This window comes from Phytohabitans aurantiacus (genome assembly GCF_027923225.1).
GTDB lineage: Bacteria > Actinomycetota > Actinomycetes > Mycobacteriales > Micromonosporaceae > Phytohabitans > Phytohabitans aurantiacus.
The window spans coordinates 69,068-82,403 of sequence record NZ_BSDI01000026.1; the positions used below are offsets into that span (position 1 = coordinate 69,068).

A 13,336-nucleotide genomic window follows, 5' to 3' on the forward strand; every position below is an offset into this window, starting at 1 on the left:
AGGGGCCCGGTCGACAGAGCCGGGCCCCTTCCCTCTCCTCGATGGGAGGCCGCTGTGGCCACCGATCTGGTTCCCGGCGTGGCGCCGGACACGCCGAAAACCCAGCCACGGGTCCCGCGCGTCACCCGCAAGAGTCCCGCCCGCCGCCTGGCGCTGCTACTGCGGCACCGCTGGCTGTACCTGATGCTCCTGCCGGGCGTGGTGTACTTCCTGGTCTTCAAGTACTGGCCGATGTACGGCCTCCACATCGCCTTCAAGGACTACATCCCGTTCCTCGGCTACTCGGGTAGCCCGTGGGTAGGGCTGAAGCACTTCGAGGAGCTGTTCACCGGCGGCGACTTCAGCCGCCTCATGACGAACACCCTGATCCTGGCGCTGCTCACCATCGTGTTCGTCTTCCCGGCGCCGATCGTGGTGGCCCTGCTGCTCAACGAGTTGCGCGTCAACATCGTCAAGCGTTCGGTGCAGTCGCTGATCTACATCCCGCACTTCCTGTCCTGGACGATCGTGGCTTCGCTGACGTACCTGCTGTTCTCCGCGGACTTCGGGGTGCTCGCCGGCTACATCAACGACATCTTCGGCGGGCAGCGCACGGACTACGTGGCCCAGGAGGAGTGGTTCCGGCCGCTCATCATCCTGCAGCTGCTGTGGAAGCAGACCGGCTGGGGCACCATCATCTACCTGGCGGCACTGGCCAGTGTGGACACTCAGCTGTACGAGGCGGCCCGGGTCGACGGCGCGGGCCGGTGGCGCCAGCTGTGGCACATCACGCTGCCGGCGATCCGGCCGGCGATCGTGGTGATGGCCATCCTGACCTCCGGCAACATCATGGACACCGGGTTCGAGCAGATCTGGCTCATGACATCGTCGCTGAACCGCTCGGTGGCGGAGGTCTTCGACACCTACGTGTACTACGTCGGCATCAGCCAGGGCGCCTTCAGCTACGGCACCGCGGTGGGGCTGTTCAAGGGCGTGGTCGGTGTGTTCCTGATCGTCGGCTCGAACTGGCTGGCCAAGCGCCTCGGCCAGCGCGGGCTCTACTGAGGAGGCTCGTGCCATGGCAGTCATGAAGGCCACCACGGGCCGCCGCAAAAGCTCCGTCCGCCACTACGACTCGGTCAGCAGCCGGGTGTTCGACGTCGTCAACGTGCTCATCCTGCTGTCGCTCGCGGCCATCACGCTGCTGCCGCTGCTCTACGTGCTCGCGGGCTCGTTCGCGTCCGAGGGCGAGATCGACTCGCGGCCGTTTTTCCTGTGGCCGGAGAATTTCGTCACCAACGCGTACGACTACATGTTCGCCGGTGACACGTTCATCCGCGCGCTGCTCACCACCATCATTGTCACGCTCGTCGGCACGGTGATCCAGGTGGCGCTGACGCTCACGATGGCGTACCCGCTGTCGAAGCGGCACCTGCCGGGCCGGGTCTTCGTCATCAACCTGGTCCTGTTCACGCTGGTGTTCAGCGGCGGCATGATCCCGACCTACCTGGTGGTGCGCGAGCTCGGACTGCTCGACAGCTACTGGGCGCTGATCCTGCCGCTGGCCATCAACCCCTTCTACCTGCTGATCGTCAAGGCGTTCTTCCAGGAGATGCCGGAGGCCCTCGAAGAGGCGGCGCGGATCGACGGCTGCAACGAGATCGGCGTGTTCTGGCGCATCGTGCTGCCGCTGTCCAAGCCCGTCATCGCGACGTTCTCGCTGTTCTACGCGGTCGCCATCTGGAACGACTACATGTCGCCGCTGCTCTACATCAACGATGAGGAGAAGTGGACACTCCAGGTGCTGGTGCGCCAGATCACCGCGCCGAACGCCGACACGGCGAACATGCTGGGCACGCAGTCCGACGCCTTCTTCCCTGAGCAGGGGCTGAAGTTCGCCGTCATCGTGCTCGCGACGGTGCCCATCCTGCTGGTGTATCCGTTCCTGCAGAAGCACTTCGCGAAGGGCGTCCTGATCGGGTCGGTCAAGGAGTGACGGTTCGCTGGCTCGAAGGCCCCGCCTCGCAGGGCACGACCTGGGGACAGCCGTGGCCGCGCGGCACGGTCGCACGGGATACGCCGTTCGCGCTCGCGGACGGCACTCCCCTGCAGAGCTGGGTCACCGCCACCTGGCCGGACGGCTCGGTCAAGTGGTCGGCGCACGCGATCGGCCAGCGGGACGAGCCGCGCGACACCTACGAGGTGGTCCCCGGGCGTTCACCGGAAGCACCGTCCACACCGGTCACGGTGACACCGTCCGGCGACGGCTTCGAGGTCCGCACCGGGCCGGTGACATGGACGCTGCGGCGCCCGCACCTCGTTTCGTCCATTGAGTACGGTCAGACGACGGTCGTGCGTGACGTGCGCCCGGTCAGCATCCGCGACGGCCAGCACACCACCGCGGAGGTCGAACGGATAACCGTCGAGCAGGACGGTCCCGTGCGTGCCGTCGTACGCCTCGAAGGGCGGCACGGCGACTGGTTGCCGTTCAGCGTCCGGCTGTACTTCTACGCCGGCGCCACCGACGTCCGGGTCGTCCACACCTTCGTCTGGGACGGCGACCCCGACCGCGACTTCCTGGCCGGCCTCGGGCTGAGCGCCGACGTGGTGATGCGGGACCTCCCGCACGACCGGCACATCCGCCTGGCGGGACCGGAGGGCTTCCTGACCGAGGCGGTACGCGGCCTGACCGGGTTGCGCCGCGACCCGGGCCAGCAGGCTCGCGCCGACCAGGTGGGCGGCCGCCCCGTCGGCGACATCCCCAATCCCGAGGTGTCCGGCCGGCTCCACCTGATTCCACAGTGGAACGACTACACGCTCGACCAGAACAGCGCCGACGGGTTCCTGCTGCGCAAGCGCACGGCGCCCGGCCACGCCTGGGTCACCATCCCTTCCGGCACGCGCTCGCCGGGCTACGGGTACGTCGGCGGCGCGACCGGTGGCGGCCTCGGGTTCGGCCTGCGTGACTTCTGGAGGCTGCATCCGACCCGGCTCGACATCCGGGGCGCCGCAACGGATGTCGCGACCGCGACGGTGTGGCTGTGGTCGCCGAGCGCCCCGGCGATGGACCTGCGGTTCTGGCACGACGGCATGGGCCAGGACACCTTCGCCGAGCAGCTCGAAGGCCTCGAAATCACGTACGAGGACTACGAACCAGGCTTCGGCACGCCGTACGGGATCGCCCGCACCCACGAGCTCACCCTGCGCGTGCACGACGCGACGCCCTCGCACGACGCGCTCGCCGAGCACGCGCGGCTGCTCGACTCCCCCGGCCTGCTCGCCGCGGCACCGGAAACCCTGCTGGCGGCGAAGGTCTTCGGCACCTGGGGCCTGCCCGACCCGCGGCACCGCGACATCGAGGAGCGCCTCAACTTCCTCGTCGACTACTACCTGCGCCAGCGCGAGCAGCGCCGGTGGTACGGCTTCTGGGACTACGGCGACGTCATGCACACGTACGACCCGGACCGGCACACGTGGCGGTACGACGTCGGCGGGTACGCGTGGGACAACTCGGAGCTCTCCCCCGACCTGTGGCTGTGGTATCAGTACCTGCGCACCGGCCGTGCCGACGTCTTCCGGCTCGCGGAGGCGATGACCCGCCACACCGGCGAGGTCGACGTCTATCACCTCGGCCGGTGGAAGGGCCTCGGCAGCCGCCACAACGTGCAGCACTGGGGGTGCAGTTGCAAGCAGCTGCGCATCTCCAACGCGATCTACCGGCGGTTCCACTACTACCTGACCGCTGACGAGCGCACCGGCGACCTGCTCGACGAGCTGTCCGTGCCCGAGGAGACGTTCGTCGCCATCGACCCGCTGCGCAAGGTGCGCACCGACGTGTACGTGCCCGACCCGCACGCCCTGTCGGTCAGCCTCGGCACCGACTGGGGCTCCCTCGCCGCCGCCTGGCTGACCCGCTGGGAGCGGCACGGCGACGAGCGTGCCCGCGATCGCCTGCTCGGCACGATGGCGGACATCGGCGCGCTGCCGCACGGGTTCCTCACCGGCGAGGCGCGGCTCGACCTCCGCACCGGCCGCTTCGATACCCAACTGGACACGATCAGCGTCTCGCACCTGTCCGCCGTCTTCGGCCTGCCGGAAGTGATCGCCGAGCTCCTCGATCTCGACCTGGGCCTGCCGGAGTTCGAACGCGCCTGGCTCGACTACTGCCGCCTCTACCTCGCCCCGCCCGAACGGCAGGAGGCCGAGGTCGGGCAGGCGCTGCGGGGCATCTCGCTCGTCCAGGCGCACAGCCGCCTCGCCGCGTACGCCGCCGCCCGCACCGGCGACGCCGAGCTGGCCGACCTGGCGTGGCGCAAGTTCCGCCTCGACGAGGGCGACCAGCTCAACAGCAACCCGTTGCAGCGAGAGCCACAGTGGACACTCACTCGGGTCGGGGGCGCGGGCGTGCTCATGCCCGTCGACGAGGCGCCGTTCGTGAGCACCAACGACGCCTCGCAGTACGGGCTCGCGGCGATCCAGCTCCTCGCCCTTGTCCCGCGGTGACTACTGGGGAAGCTCGCCCGACCGGTCCACGATCGCGGTCCGCACGCGGGCCGAGCCTTCCGCGGCGGCGGTACGGTCACCGAGGTAGGCGTAGGTCTTCGGATCGAAGATCAGGCTGAAGCCGTCCCTCTCCACGGCCACACCCGCACGGCCGGCCGCGTCCGTCACGCCCTCGGCCACGGCGATCCCCGGTATCCGGGACATGGCCTCGAAGAGGGCGGCCCGGGACGCGGGCGTCACGTACGACCGCCGGACCGTCCAGAACGCGATGGTGAACTCGTCCGCGACCGGATCGGCGGCCGCCCGCGTGACCAGGTGCTGCCACATCGCCTCCGGATCGGTGGGCAGGGTGGTCTTGATACCCGGGTACCGCGTGCAGCTGTCCGTCGCGCACCCCTCGACGGGCTCCTCCGTCTTCGCGCCCGCCTTCGGCTCCCACCGCACGAGCCCGTCGCGCGTGCCGTCGACGGAGCGCCACATCCGTTCCGTGCCGGTGAATTTCGGCGTCAGTCCCTTTTGGACAGTCTCGATGTACACGAACTGGTCCGGCCTGGCCGCCAGCTCCGGCTCCTGTCGTGCCGCCACCGCGGCCGAGCGCAGTATCCAGGCGGCGTCCCGGACAGCGCTGCCGGTCGGCGGCTCGCCTTCCGATGATCCGCCCGCCACGGCGAAGGCGACTCCGGCGGCCAGTACCAGAGACAGCCCGCCCGCGATGGCCAGCCGCCAGCCGAACCGAGGCCGAGGCCGCGCGGCCCGGGTCATCGCGGCGGAACCGCCGCGCGCCTCGTCCATGAGCCGCAACCGCGCCCGCGCGAGGGCGTCGGCGTCTGCCGGCTGGTCGCCGCGCATGCGGCGCAGCAGTTCGATCTCACTCATGCTGGATCCGTTTCTGTGTCGAAGTCGGGAAGGAGGGCCGGGCGAGGTCCGCGAGTGCCGACCGCAGGCGCTTGCGCGCGCTGTTGAGCCGGGAACGGACCGTGCCGATCGGGATGCCGAGGGCCACGGCGATCTCGCCGTACCCGAGGTCCTGCCAGGCGAACAGCAGCAGCGTGTCCCGCTCGCCGGTCGACAACCGGGCGAGCGCGGCGGCCAGTCGCCGGCCAGCCTGGCCGGCGGCCACCCGGTCCAGTACGCCGTCGGCGTCGTGCTGCGCGATCGGGTCGGCCTCACCCTTGGCCAAGGCACGAAAGCGCCGGACCTCGGTGCGGTGGTGCCCGCGCAGCATGTTGGTCGCGATGCCGTAGAGCCACGGGCGCGCGTCGGGGCGGCTCGCGTCGTACCGCGCCCGCTCGCGGAAGGCGACCAGGAACGTCTCGGCGGTCAGGTCATCGGCGGTCGAAGCGCCGACCCGCCGCGACAGGTAGCGGTAGATCTCGGCCGCGTGGCGGTCGAAGACGGCGGCGAACGCCTCGGAAATCGTTCATCTACCTCTTCTTGGCCGGACGCGCGGATCCGGTTCGAGCCATCTTCGCCGGCTACGGTTCCACGGTGAGACCGCGATGGCGGGAGGCGCCGCTGCCCGCGGCGCTGGCCGTGCTACAGGCGCTGTGGTGGCCGCTGGTCCCCGGCTGGCTCGGCGAGCCCGCCGACGGCACCGCGATCGCGCTGGCCGCCGCCGGGACGGCGGTCGCGTGCGCGGCCCTGCTGTGGCGCCGGATCGCGCCCGGACCGGCCCTGGTCGCGACGCTCGCCGCGGCGGTGCCGCTCGGAGCCGGCCTCGGCGAGCGGGCGCCGTTCGGGTTCGTGGCCGCGGCGTTCGCGTTTCTCGCGCTGGCCACGCACCGCACGGCCGGCGTCGCCGCGCTCGGCGGCCTCGGTACGGTGGTCGCCCTCACCGCGACGGTCGCGCTGCGTGGCGGGTCACCGCGCGCGCTCATCGGGTACGCCTTGATCGCGGTCGCCGGGGCTGCCGCCGGATGGGTGTGGGGGCGCTCGCGACGCCGCCGTCGCACCGACGCGGCGGCGGTGGCGGTATTCGACGCGGAGGCGCCGGCCATCGCGCTGTACGCCGCCGCGGGCGAGCGGCGCCGGCTGGCCGCCGAGCTGCACGACGTGGCGGCGCACCGGCTCACCGGGATCGTCGTGTCGGCCGCCGCGGCGCACCGGCTCGGCGACCCCGAACTCGTTGCGGAAGCGGGCCGGCACGCGATCGAGGCGGGACGGCAGGCCCTCGCCGAGCTGGACCGGCTGGCCGATCTCGACGAGGACGTGCCGGCGGGAGGGCTGGACGACGTCGACACGCTTGTCGCGGAGCGCCCCGAGGTCACCTACACCCGCACCGGCGGCGCGGGGCCGGTCGAGGCCGGCGCGCTGGCGTACCGGGTCGTGCGGGAGGCGCTGACGAACACCGCACGGTACGCCGGTGGCGCTCCGGTGAGCGTCCGGATCGCGGCGGACGCGGAACGGCTCGCCGTGACGGTGGCGGACAGCGGCGGTACCCCCGCGGCGGCCGGCGTGGGCAGCGGCGGCGGCCTGGCGGGACTGCGTGAGGCGGTACGCGCGGCGGGCGGGACATTCGACGCCGGCCCGGAAGGCACCGGCTGGACGGTGCGCGCCGTACTGCCGGCGACCGCCCCGGCACCCGGGCGCCGCCCGGCCTGGCGGGGACCGGCCGCGCTGGACTGGGCGCTGACCGTACTGGCGATCGCGCTGCCGCTGGGCGCCGGCCTCCTGCCCGGAAGCTCGCCGGACCCGCTGTCGCACCCCGACCCGGGTACCGCCCTGCTCATGCTTCTCCTGGTGCTCTTCGCGGCGCCCCTGCGCTGGCGGCGGCTCGCGCCGATGCGAGCGGTACTGGCCAACCTGGCGGCGCTGCTGGCCTGGCTGGGCGCCGAGGTCGCCGGCTGGACCCCCGCCGAGGGCACCGACCTGCTGGGCTGGACGCTGTGGGCGCAGCTCGTGCTCGCGTACTCGGTGGGCGCCTACCGGACGCGGCGTGGCTGGCCGGCGCCGCTCGCGATCGCCGCCGTCGACGGGTTCGTGTTCGTCAGCGGGCTGACCGGCGATGTCGTCGCCGGCTGGGTGATCTTCTCGACGGTGCTGGCCGGTCCGGCGCTCCTGGCATGGGCCATTGGGATCCTGGTCCGTGCCAGGCGGCGGCGCATCGCGGCCCGGCGCGCCACGGTCGAGGCGGACGCCGTCGCGGCGGTCGAGACGGAGCGGCGGCGCATCGCGGCCGGCCTGCGGGTCACCGCCCGCCGCCACGCCGAGGCGGTGGTCGACGCGGCGGAGGCCGGCCGGCTGTCCGATGTGCTCACCGAGGCGCGTGCCGGGCTCGCCGCCATGCGCGAGCTGCTGACGGAGCTGCGCGCCGGCGGGATCGACGCCGGCCACGAGCCACCGCCGACGATCGCGGGCGTCGCGGTACTGGCGGCCCGGCGGCGCGCCACGGTCCGGTACTCGGGTAGCCGGCGGGCGATCGCGCCGGAGATGGAGGTCGCCGCGTACCGGTTGGCCGACCTGATGCTGCGAGCCGACGGCACGCTGACCGTCACGTACCTTGTGGACGGTGTGCGGCTCACCGCGCCCCGGCCGGACGGTGTGGAGGTCCGGCGGCTGCGCGCGCTCGCCGACGCCGCCGGTGGCGCGGTGACGGCGGCGGCCGCCGATTCGACCAGCGTGTGGCTACCGGGATGATGGTCACATGATCCGTGTCATGGTGGCCGACGACCAGGCGGTCGTGCGAGCCGGTATCGCCGCCGTGCTCGCGGCCGAGGCCGACATCGAGGTGGTCGGGCAGAGCGCCGACGGGGAGGCCGCCGTCGCGCAGGCCCTCGCGCTGCGGCCAGACGTGGCCGTGCTCGACATCCGCATGCCGGGCGTCGACGGGCTCACCGCCACCGCGCGCATCACCGCCGAGGTACCGGCCACGCGGGTGGTCGTGCTGACCACCTTCGGCCTCGACGAGTACGTGTTCGCCGCGCTGCGCGCCGGGGCCGCCGGGTTCCTGCTCAAGGACGCCGAGCCCGAGCGCGTGGTCGACGCGGTACGCGTGGTGGCGGCCGGCGACGCGCTCCTCGACCCGGGCGTGACCAGGCGCCTGATCGACCGGTTCGCGGCGGGCCCCGGCCCCGACGACGCCGGCCGCCTCGCCACGCTGACCCCGCGCGAAACCGACGTCCTCCGGCAGGTCGCACGTGGACTGTCCAACATGGAGGCGGCTGCGGCGCTCGGCATCAGTCCCGCAACGGTCAAGGACCACGTTGCCGTGATCCTGAGCAAACTCGGCGTCCGCGACCGCGTCCAGGCCACGATAGCCGCATACGAAACCGGCCTAATCCGCCCCGGCCTCTAACCCCCGCCCGCCGGACCGCCCGCGCGGCCGCGCGCTCACCCGGCCACGCCGCCGCGCCGCCACGCCCGGGCCGCCGTACCCCGCCGCGCCGCCGCACCCGTGCCCGCCGCGCGCACTCCCCGCCACCCCCGCCGCGCGCCCTCCCGCCGCGCCCGCCGCGCCGCGCCGCCGCACGCTCTGCCCGCCGCGCCGCGCCGCCGCGCGCTCTGCCCGCCGATCAAGGGCGAACGCACGTGCTTTGATCTCAAAACCACGTGCGTTCGCCCTTGATCGATGCAATCGCCCTTGATCGGCGGGCCGGCGCGGCCCGCCCCGCCGCACGACCCGACCCCCGCCGCGCGGCGGGGGTGCCGCCCCGCTGGGAGGCCGCTTCGGACGGGCGGAGAACCGTTCCACAGCACGACGGAAAGTCCGTTTCGCCCGCATAGCGTCATCGCCATGGTACGCACACTGCTTCGCCGCGCCGCCGGCGTCACGCTCCTACTCCTTGCGATCGTGCTGGCCCTCACCGCCGGCGCCCTCGCCTTCCTCGGCACCGCCGCCGTCACCGCCACGATCCCCGTCCTCGCCGCCGCCGGCCTCGCCGCCCTGGCCTCGGTCGCGTTCCTGCTCGCCTGGCCGGCCTTCGCGCTGCTGCGCAGCACCCGCCGGCGTACCGCCGCGGCGGCCCTCGCCGGCATACTCGCCGTCGCCACCGCCGGCCTCGCGATCCTGACCGTCTTCCGTCCACTGCCGACAGTCACCGCCGCGTCGGAGCCCACCGGCCTGCGGTACTGGGACCTGCCGACCGGATCCCGGCTGGCGTACAGCAAGGCGCCCGCCCGCGGCACGCCCCGCCCCACGCCGGTGGTGTTCCTCCACGGTGGACCCGGCACGCCCGGCGACGGCATCGACGACACCGGCCGCGCGCTCACCGCCGACGGTTTCGACGTCTACGAGTACGACCAGCTCGGCAGCGGGCGCTCCACGCGACTGTCCGATGTGAACGGATACACGGTCGCCCGCCACGTCGCGGACCTGGAGGCCATCCGGCAGGCCATCGGGGCGGACAAGATGGTCCTGTTTGGCCAGTCCTGGGGCGCGACGCTCGCGGCCCACTACCTGGCGGCGTACCCGCAGCACGTCGCCAAGGTGGCCTTCACCTCGCCCGGGGCCCTGTGGGACGGCGCATTCCCGGACGGCGACACCGGTGACATCTGGGACCGCCTCACGCCGGCGCAGGAGGCCGAGATCGACGCGCTATCGTACCGGCCGCGGTTCGTGGCAGCCTCGCTGCTGCAGGGCATCAACCCTGACGCGGCGCACGCGTTGATGGGCGACGCCGAGGCCGACCTGCTGTTCCGGGAGGTCCTGCTCGCCGCCGCGCCGGCCGCCCAGTACCCGGGCGCACCGCCCCTGCGGGCGCCGGACAACATGCCGGGCTTCTACGCCAACCAGCTCACCAGCCTGGACGCCGAGCGCGTCGCCGACCCGCGGCCCGCCCTCCGGCAGGTACACGTGCCAGCGCTCGTGATGCGCGCGGAGGGTGACTACAAGAAATGGGCCGTCACCTACGACTACAAGCGGACCCTGCCCGAAGCGACCCTGGTGTACGTCGAGGACGCCGGCCACGCGATCGCCAGCGACCAGCCGGCGGTGTACCTCGATTTGCTCCGCGCGTTCCTGCTCGGCAAGCCGCTGCCCGCGTACACATCGGAACAGCCGCCCCGCTGAGCCGCGAGACAGGTAACGTCGCATCGTGCCGCAGTCAACAGCAGACGACCTGGCCACGATCCGCCGGCTCGCCGCGAGGGTCGACACCACCGCGCTGTGCGACGTGGCCAAGGACACCAGGGCGATGTCGCCAGCCCTGCGATGCCGGTCGAGCAACCCGATCCTGTGTGGACCGGCCGTGACCGTGCGCTGCCGCCACGACTTCCTCGGCGTCGTCCAGGCCATCGAGTACGCCGGACCGGGCGACGTCGTGGTGGTCGACGGCGGCGGCCACGAGACCGCCCTTGCCGGCGAACTGTTCGCCCGCGCCGCGCTCGCCAAGGGGCTGGCCGGCATTGTCGTCGACGGCGGCTACCGCGACCTGCGCTTCGTCGCGTCCTGCGACCTGCCGGTCTACAGCCGCCACGTCACCCCGATGGCGGGCACGACCACGCGCCTCGCCACGGTCGGCGAGACGGTCAGCTGCGGTGGTGTCCGGGTCGGCGCCGGCGACATCGTCATCGCCGACCACGACGGCATCGTGGTGCTCGACCCCGCCACCGCGATCGGGTCCCTCACCGCCGCCGCCAAGCTCATGGCGACCGAGGCGCGGGTCGCAGACTGGCTGGCTCAGGGCGCCGCTCTCGGCGACTGCGTCAACCTGGCCGACCACACCGAGCGGCTGGCACGCGGCGAGCAGTCGAGTCTCCGTTTCACCATCTGACACCCGATCTCGCTATCGGAAAACTTCCGGGAGATGACGTTGACACCCCGGAAGAGGGTGGCCGACACTTGACGTACTCAATATTCGTGATCATCGATCACGCCGCGGCTTCTCACCCGGAAGGAGAGCCCTAGTGTTCATCGGCTCGGGCCGCCCTAAGATCCGCAAAACGATCATCGCGCTGGCGGTGACGGCACTCGCCGCCACCGGCGCGGTGACCGTGGTCTTTAAAACCACGAATGCCATGGCCGCCGCGCTCGTCGAAGACGAGGGTGCCGACTGTCCGGTACCCGGAAACGTCTCGCTGACCTCCAACTCCCGGCTTCCGGACCCGTTCCGGAAAGTAGACGGCACCCGCATCTCCACGAAGGCCGACTGGCGCTGCCGGCGGGCGGAGATCAGGGAGCTGTCGGAGAGGTACGTCTACGGCGACAAGCCTGCCAAGCCCGCCAGCGTCACCGGCACGGTCTCCGGTTCCAGCATCACTGTCAACGTGTCGCACAACGGCCGGAGCTCCAGCTTCTCGGCCAGCGTGCAGCTGCCCAGCGGCACCGGCCCGTTCCCGGCTGTCGTGGTCTACGGCGGGTTCGGCGCCGACACGGCGACCATCCGCGCCTCCGGCGCCGCCGTGATCAGCTACGACCCCTTCACGGTCGGCCGGGAGGGCACGGCGCGCAACAACAAGCAGGGCGCGTTCTACACCATCTACGGCAACACCAGCAGCACCGGCCTACTGATGGCCTGGGCCTGGGGCGTCAGCCGAATCATCGACGTGATCGAGCAGTCCGGCGGCAACATCCTGCGCGCCGACGCGACCGGCGTCACGGGGTGCTCCCGGTACGGCAAGGGCGCCTTCGTCGCCGGCGTGTTCGACCAGCGCATCGGCCTGACCATGCCCATCGAGTCGGGCAGCGGCGGCGCGCCCATCTTCCGCGGCATTCCCGGCGAATCGGGTTCACAGCCGCTGAGCAGCGCCTACGGTGAGCAGCCGTGGCTCGGCGACGCGTTCAGCGCCTTCACCGGCAACCCGAACACGCTGCCCATCGACACGCACTCGGCGGTGGCCATGGTCGCGCCGCGCGGGCTGTTCATCATGGAGAACCCGCACATCGACTGGCTCGCCGCGCGGTCCGGCAGCAACGCGGCTCTCGCCGGTGCCGAGGTCTACAAGGCGCTCGGCGCGGGCGACAACATCACGTACTGGTCAGACGTCGCCGACGGCACCCACTGCGCCAGCCGGCCAGAATGGCGTACGCCGCTGCAGCAGACCATCCAGAAGTTCCTGCTGAAGACGGGCAACGCGGCCGGCACGTTCCGCATCTCCAGCCGCAAGCCGGGCAACCTGGCCGAGTGGCGCGACTGGACGACGCCGGTCCTCGGTGACGGCCCGGCGACCACGCCTCCGACGACACCGCCCACGACCCCTCCGACCACGCCGCCCACCACTCCCCCCACCACCCCGCCGACCACGCCACCCACCACACCGCCGACGAGCCCGCCGACCGGCAGCGGCTGCGCGGCATCGGTATCGCTCAACCAGTGGACCGGCGGCTTCGTCGCGACGGTACGGGTCACCGCCGGCTCCTCGTCGATCTCCGGCTGGACGGTTTCAATGACGCTGCCGTCGGGCGCCAGCGTCACCAATGCCTGGAACGTCAACCGCAGCGGTAACAGCGGGGCGGTCCAGTTCACCAACGTCGCCTACAACGGCAACGTCGCCGCCGGCCAGTCCACCGAGTTCGGCTTCCAGGGCTCGGGTACCGGCACCGGCATGACCCCAACCTGTACCCCCCGCTAACTCGCCCCTCGCACAAGTCCCACCGATCAAGGGCGGACGCACGTGGCTCGATCGTGGATCCGCGTGCGTCCGCCCTTGATCGATGGACATCTCCTGATCGACGCCGCCGCAGCCAGCCGCCCCAGCCCCGCGCCGGCGGGCGGCGGGCAGCGGGCAGCGCCACTGCAACCGGCAGCCGGCAGCGGACGGCGCTCCAGCCGGCGGGCGCCGGCCGACGGCAGTGGACGGCGGCGGGCGGCGGCGCCTGCACCCGGCGCCCCCGGCTGCGAACGGCCCGCCGATCAAGGAACATCGCATCGATCATGGCCAAATGCACGCGGAAAAGAGATCCAAGCGCGTGCGTTCG

Annotated in this window: 10 protein-coding genes; 8 read left to right on the forward strand and 2 right to left on the reverse strand. The window is 72.1% G+C overall.

Features of this window, described 5'->3' with window-relative positions:
* Window positions 1-54: 54 nt before the first annotated feature.
* From QMG73_RS24740 to QMG73_RS24750, 3 genes are read left to right on the forward strand one after another with little or no spacing between them, the layout of a single operon-like run.
* Window positions 55-1,044, forward strand: a complete 990-nt coding sequence (locus tag QMG73_RS24740) for an ABC transporter permease (protein WP_281899473.1) — start codon at window positions 55-57, stop codon at window positions 1,042-1,044.
* Between the two features lie 13 nt (window positions 1,045-1,057).
* Window positions 1,058-1,975: a carbohydrate ABC transporter permease gene (locus tag QMG73_RS24745; protein WP_281899474.1), complete on the forward strand. Its 918-nt coding sequence runs from the start codon at window positions 1,058-1,060 to the stop codon at window positions 1,973-1,975.
* Window positions 1,972-4,482, forward strand: a complete 2,511-nt coding sequence (locus QMG73_RS24750) for an exo-rhamnogalacturonan lyase family protein (RefSeq protein ID WP_281899476.1) — start codon at window positions 1,972-1,974, stop codon at window positions 4,480-4,482. The genes QMG73_RS24745 and QMG73_RS24750 overlap by 4 nt, the downstream gene beginning before the upstream one ends.
* On the opposite strand, the gene QMG73_RS24755 is transcribed toward QMG73_RS24750, so the two are convergent.
* Together QMG73_RS24755 and QMG73_RS24760 are read right to left on the reverse strand one after the other, a co-directional pair.
* A complete protein-coding gene (locus QMG73_RS24755; RefSeq protein WP_281899477.1) occupies window positions 4,483-5,358 on the reverse strand; it encodes a CU044_5270 family protein in 876 nt (291 codons plus the stop codon).
* Entirely contained in the window at window positions 5,351-5,899 is a 549-nt protein-coding gene (locus QMG73_RS24760; protein ID WP_281899544.1) for an RNA polymerase sigma factor, read from the reverse strand. Before QMG73_RS24760 ends, QMG73_RS24755 begins: the two co-directional genes overlap by 8 nt.
* 71 nt (window positions 5,900-5,970) lie before the next feature.
* On the opposite strand from QMG73_RS24760, the gene QMG73_RS24765 reads away from it, so the two are divergent.
* From QMG73_RS24765 to QMG73_RS24785, 5 genes are all read left to right on the forward strand, one after another.
* Window positions 5,971-8,118, forward strand: a complete 2,148-nt coding sequence (locus QMG73_RS24765) for a sensor histidine kinase (protein ID WP_281899478.1) — start codon at window positions 5,971-5,973, stop codon at window positions 8,116-8,118.
* Between the two features lie 7 nt (window positions 8,119-8,125).
* Entirely contained in the window at window positions 8,126-8,776 is a 651-nt protein-coding gene (locus tag QMG73_RS24770) for a response regulator (RefSeq protein ID WP_281899479.1), read from the forward strand.
* A 438-nt stretch (window positions 8,777-9,214) separates the two neighbouring features.
* Entirely contained in the window at window positions 9,215-10,489 is a 1,275-nt protein-coding gene (locus QMG73_RS24775) for an alpha/beta fold hydrolase (protein ID WP_281899480.1), read from the forward strand.
* A 25-nt stretch (window positions 10,490-10,514) separates the two neighbouring features.
* The gene (locus QMG73_RS24780; protein ID WP_281899481.1) at window positions 10,515-11,192 is read left to right on the forward strand and encodes an RraA family protein; all 678 of its coding nucleotides are present in this window, start codon (window positions 10,515-10,517) and stop codon (window positions 11,190-11,192) included.
* A gap of 133 nt (window positions 11,193-11,325) precedes the next feature.
* Entirely contained in the window at window positions 11,326-12,990 is a 1,665-nt protein-coding gene (locus tag QMG73_RS24785; RefSeq protein WP_281899482.1) for a glucuronyl esterase domain-containing protein, read from the forward strand.
* Window positions 12,991-13,336: the final 346 nt, after the last annotated feature.

What these genes read in the sequence shown, in the direction of transcription:
- QMG73_RS24745 (WP_281899474.1), top strand. Translation starts at nt 1,058, where the DNA reads ATGGCAGTCATGAAGGCCACCACGGGCCGCCGCAAAAGCTCCGTCCGC.
- QMG73_RS24755 (WP_281899477.1), bottom strand. Translation starts at nt 5,358, where the DNA reads ATGAGTGAGATCGAACTGCTGCGCCGCATGCGCGGCGACCAGCCGGCA.
- QMG73_RS24770 (WP_281899479.1), top strand. Translation starts at nt 8,126, where the DNA reads ATGATCCGTGTCATGGTGGCCGACGACCAGGCGGTCGTGCGAGCCGGT.
- QMG73_RS24775 (WP_281899480.1), top strand. Translation starts at nt 9,215, where the DNA reads ATGGTACGCACACTGCTTCGCCGCGCCGCCGGCGTCACGCTCCTACTC.